4 protein-coding genes are annotated in these 3,249 nt (G+C 71.4%); 3 read left to right on the forward strand and 1 reads right to left on the reverse strand.

Translation table 11 applies throughout. From position 1 onward, the window contains the following. Window positions 1-1,182: winged helix DNA-binding domain-containing protein (locus tag ADL12_RS20760; protein WP_062704172.1), on the forward strand; the 1,182-nt coding region annotated here is incomplete at its 5' end. Window positions 1,183-1,262: 80 nt separating this feature from the next. Here the strand turns inward: ADL12_RS20760 and ADL12_RS20765 are convergent. After that, a complete protein-coding gene (locus ADL12_RS20765) occupies window positions 1,263-1,589 on the reverse strand; it encodes a hypothetical protein (RefSeq protein ID WP_062704173.1) in 327 nt (108 codons plus the stop codon). A gap of 265 nt (window positions 1,590-1,854) precedes the next feature. Between ADL12_RS20765 and ADL12_RS20770 the strand changes: the two genes are divergently transcribed. Next, entirely contained in the window at window positions 1,855-2,220 is a 366-nt protein-coding gene (locus tag ADL12_RS20770; RefSeq protein ID WP_062704174.1) for an arsenate reductase family protein, read from the forward strand. 134 nt (window positions 2,221-2,354) lie between these two features. Continuing rightward, window positions 2,355-3,047 carry an RlpA-like double-psi beta-barrel domain-containing protein gene (locus ADL12_RS20775; protein WP_062704175.1) on the forward strand — a complete coding sequence of 231 codons (693 nt, stop codon included), beginning with the start codon at window positions 2,355-2,357 and terminating at the stop codon, window positions 3,045-3,047. Window positions 3,048-3,249 lie beyond the last annotated feature (202 nt).

Here is a 3,249-nt window from a genome sequence, read left to right on the forward strand (position 1 = left end):
GGGGTGCGGTACATCGGGGTGGCGGAGCGGCGGGCTCGGCTGGGGTTGCGGCATCGGCTGGCCGGGGCCGCTCGGGCGGCCGGGCCGGTTGAGGTCGCCGAGTCGCTGGTCGCGCTGCACGGCACCGATCCGGCGACCGTGTACCTGGCCGTGGGCGCGCGGCTGGCGGAGCCCGCGAAGACCGTCGCACGGACCGAGCGGGCGTTGTACGAGGACCGGGCGCTGGTCCGGATGCACGGTATGCGGCACACCGTGTTCGTGTTCCCCACCGCGCTGACGGCCGTCGTGCACGCCTCGACCGGCCTCGCCGTCGCCGCCCGGGAGCGGGCCACGCTGGTCAAGCACATGGCGACGGCGGGGGCGCCGGACGCGGCCTGGCTGGCGGAGGTCGAGGAGTCGGCGCTGGCCGCGCTCGCCCGGCGCGGGCCGGCGACGGCGGCCGAACTCGCCGAGGACGAGCCGCGGTTGCGCGAACGGTTCGTGTACGGGGCCGGGAAGAGCTACGAGGGGGTGCACACCGTCTCGACGCGGCTGCTGCGGGTGCTGGGCGTCGAGGGGAAGGTGGTGCGGGGGCGGCCGTTGGGCTCGTGGACGTCGTCGCAGTTCCGGTGGACGGTGGCGCCCGACCATCCCGAGCTGGACGTGTCCGAGGCGCAGGCGGAGCTGCTGCGGCGCTGGCTCGCGGTGTGCGGGCCGGCGACGGAGGCCGACCTCAAGTGGTGGACGGGGTGGAAGGTGACCGAAGTACGCCGGGCGCTGGCGGCGATCGGGGCGCAGGCCGTGTCCGTGGACGAGGGGCCGGGGTACGTGGTCGACGGCGACGTCGGTCCGGTGGCCGGGCCGACGGAGCCGTGGGCGGCGCTGCTGCCCGCCCTCGACCCCACGGCGATGGGGTGGCAGCGGCGGGAGTGGTATCTGGCGCCGGAGCTGTGGCCGTCGTTGTTCGACCGGAGCGGCAATGTGGGGCCGACGGTGTGGTGGAGCGGGCGTGTGGTGGGCGGCTGGGCCCAGCGCGGGGACGGGGAGATCGTCTGGCGGTTGCTGGAGGACCTCGGGCGCGTGGAGCGGCGTGCGGCGGAGGCAGCGGTCGCCGTGGAGGCGGAGCGGTTGCGGGAGTGGGTGGGGGCGGCTCGGGTGACGCCACGGTTTCGGACGCCGTTGGAGCGGGAGTTGGCGGCGTAGGGGGCAGGCAGGGACAGGCAGGGGGAGGGGCAGGGCAGGGCCGGGTGCCCTCGGTCAGCGCGGGCACCCGGCGTCGCGGCTTACCTCGAATACCTCATGAGCGCCCGCACCATGTGGCACGTCGTGTCCGACGGCGGGTGCACACCGATCATCTCCGCGGTGCTTCGGATCGTCTCGTTGCGGGCCTGGTTGGCCATGAAGACGCCTGAGTCGAGCAGGGCGATCGCGAGGCGCATGGCCTTGAGGCGGCGGTTGTGGGTGATGTACCACTCGCGCGGACGGCCCGGCGGCAGCGGCCGCTTCTCCATGGGCGTGTACGGCAGGTCGAGCAGCACCGGGTGCTTCGCGGTGGACTGGGTGGGCAGCGGCTTGCGGGTCGGCTTCGGCTTCAGTGCGGCAGCGGGCACAGGCATCCTCCTGTCGCGGTTGAGCGTCGGTCGGGTTCCCCGGCGACGCTCTCGAACACTGCTTACAGTTTACTGCCCGGCACTGACAATCAGGGGCTCCCGAACGTCCAGGAAATCACCTGGTCAGCAAGGAAATTGTCGCTGTGTCACAGCGGGGTCGAGAGATGTGCGTGAGGCGGCGGCAAATTCGAACACGGGGCGTCCGGCAGGCAGCTGGGGCCCGGTCGCGGGAGGTTGTCGAGCCGCTCGGGATACCGTGAACCGCATGGAGATCTGGATCAATCCGGCCTGTTCCAAGTGCCGTAGCGCCCTCACCCTGCTCGACGCGGAGGGGGCGGACTACACCGTCCGCCGCTATCTGGACGACGTGCCGACCGAGGACGAGATCCGGGACGTGCTCGATCGGCTCGGGCTCGAACCCTGGGACATCACCCGGACCCAGGAGACCGTCGCCAAGGAGCTCGGGCTCAAGGAGTGGGCCCGGGACGCGGGTTCGCGGGAGCGGTGGATCACGGCCCTGGCCGAGCACCCCAAGCTGATCCAGCGGCCGATCATCACGGCGGACGACGGTACGGCCGTTGTTGCGCGTACCGAAGAGGCCGTACGGGATGCTCTGTCCCGGGAGAGCTGAAGCCCCCCGGCCTCCCGAACTCCCCGAGCTTTGTGTGATGCACGTTACTTCGGTGACTCCTGTAACCGCTGAGTAACTTCGTTCGGTATCTCGTACATAGCGGCGTACGCTCCCCTACCTCTCAGGAGGCGCGCATGTCGCGTAGGAGAACTCTCGGCACGAAGAAGAAACTCGCGCTGTTGCTGAGTGCGGCGACGGTGGCCGGAGGTGGTGCCTTCGTCATGGCGAGCACCTCGAACGCCTCGCAGAGTCCCAGGACCCTGTCGGCCGCAGAATCCAACGTCTGCCAAGGCCTCGCCACCGCTCTCGGCAACAACCAGAAGTTCATCGACGGTCAACGGGCCGATCCGGACGCGCAGTCCGAGGCGCGGATCGCCAACCGCGAGGCCGTCATCGCGCAGATCAAGGTTCAGCAGGAAGCGTCCGGGTGTGCGGTTGGGGAGTCGGCTCAGGGCTCCCAGGCTTCACAGCCGGCGCAGACCGCTCCCGCACAGACCACCCCCGCGGCGGCCGGCGACACGGGGGGCGCCGGCAACACGGGGAACGCGGGAGACACCGGCGGCGATGCCGCGGGCTCGGGGCAGCAGGTCTGCAACGGCTCGACCGTCACGCTCTCCGGTGAGGGCGGCGCCCCGGCGGCGTCCAGCAACCAGTTCCCGGCCGGTACGAAGCTGAAGGTCACCAACCTGGACAACAACAAGTCCACGACGGTGGAGGTCACTTCGGTCTCCGGCAGCTGCGTGCTGCTCAACAACGCCGCCTTCGAGCAGGTACGGGAGCCCGGCAAGTTCCTGATCCGCCGTGCGGTGATCGAGAAGGTGGGGTGAGGCTCGGGTAACCACGCCGTACGTGATGGGGCCCCCGCTCGAGCGAAGTCGAGAGTGGGGAGGGCCCTGCCGCTCGCGGCCACGAGCGGCAGGGCCCGCGTGCGTGCGTGGGGGTGCGCGTCGGATGCCTGCGGCGGCCTGTGTCGCTGCGTGGGGGTGCGCGTAGCGCCTGCGGGCGGTGGGTGGGTCGGGGCCGCGCCGG

It is taken from the genome of Streptomyces regalis (assembly GCF_001509475.1).
GTDB lineage: Bacteria > Actinomycetota > Actinomycetes > Streptomycetales > Streptomycetaceae > Streptomyces > Streptomyces regalis.

What these genes read in the sequence shown, in the direction of transcription:
- ADL12_RS20770 (WP_062704174.1), top strand. Translation starts at nt 1,855, where the DNA reads ATGGAGATCTGGATCAATCCGGCCTGTTCCAAGTGCCGTAGCGCCCTC.
- ADL12_RS20775 (WP_062704175.1), top strand. Translation starts at nt 2,355, where the DNA reads ATGTCGCGTAGGAGAACTCTCGGCACGAAGAAGAAACTCGCGCTGTTG.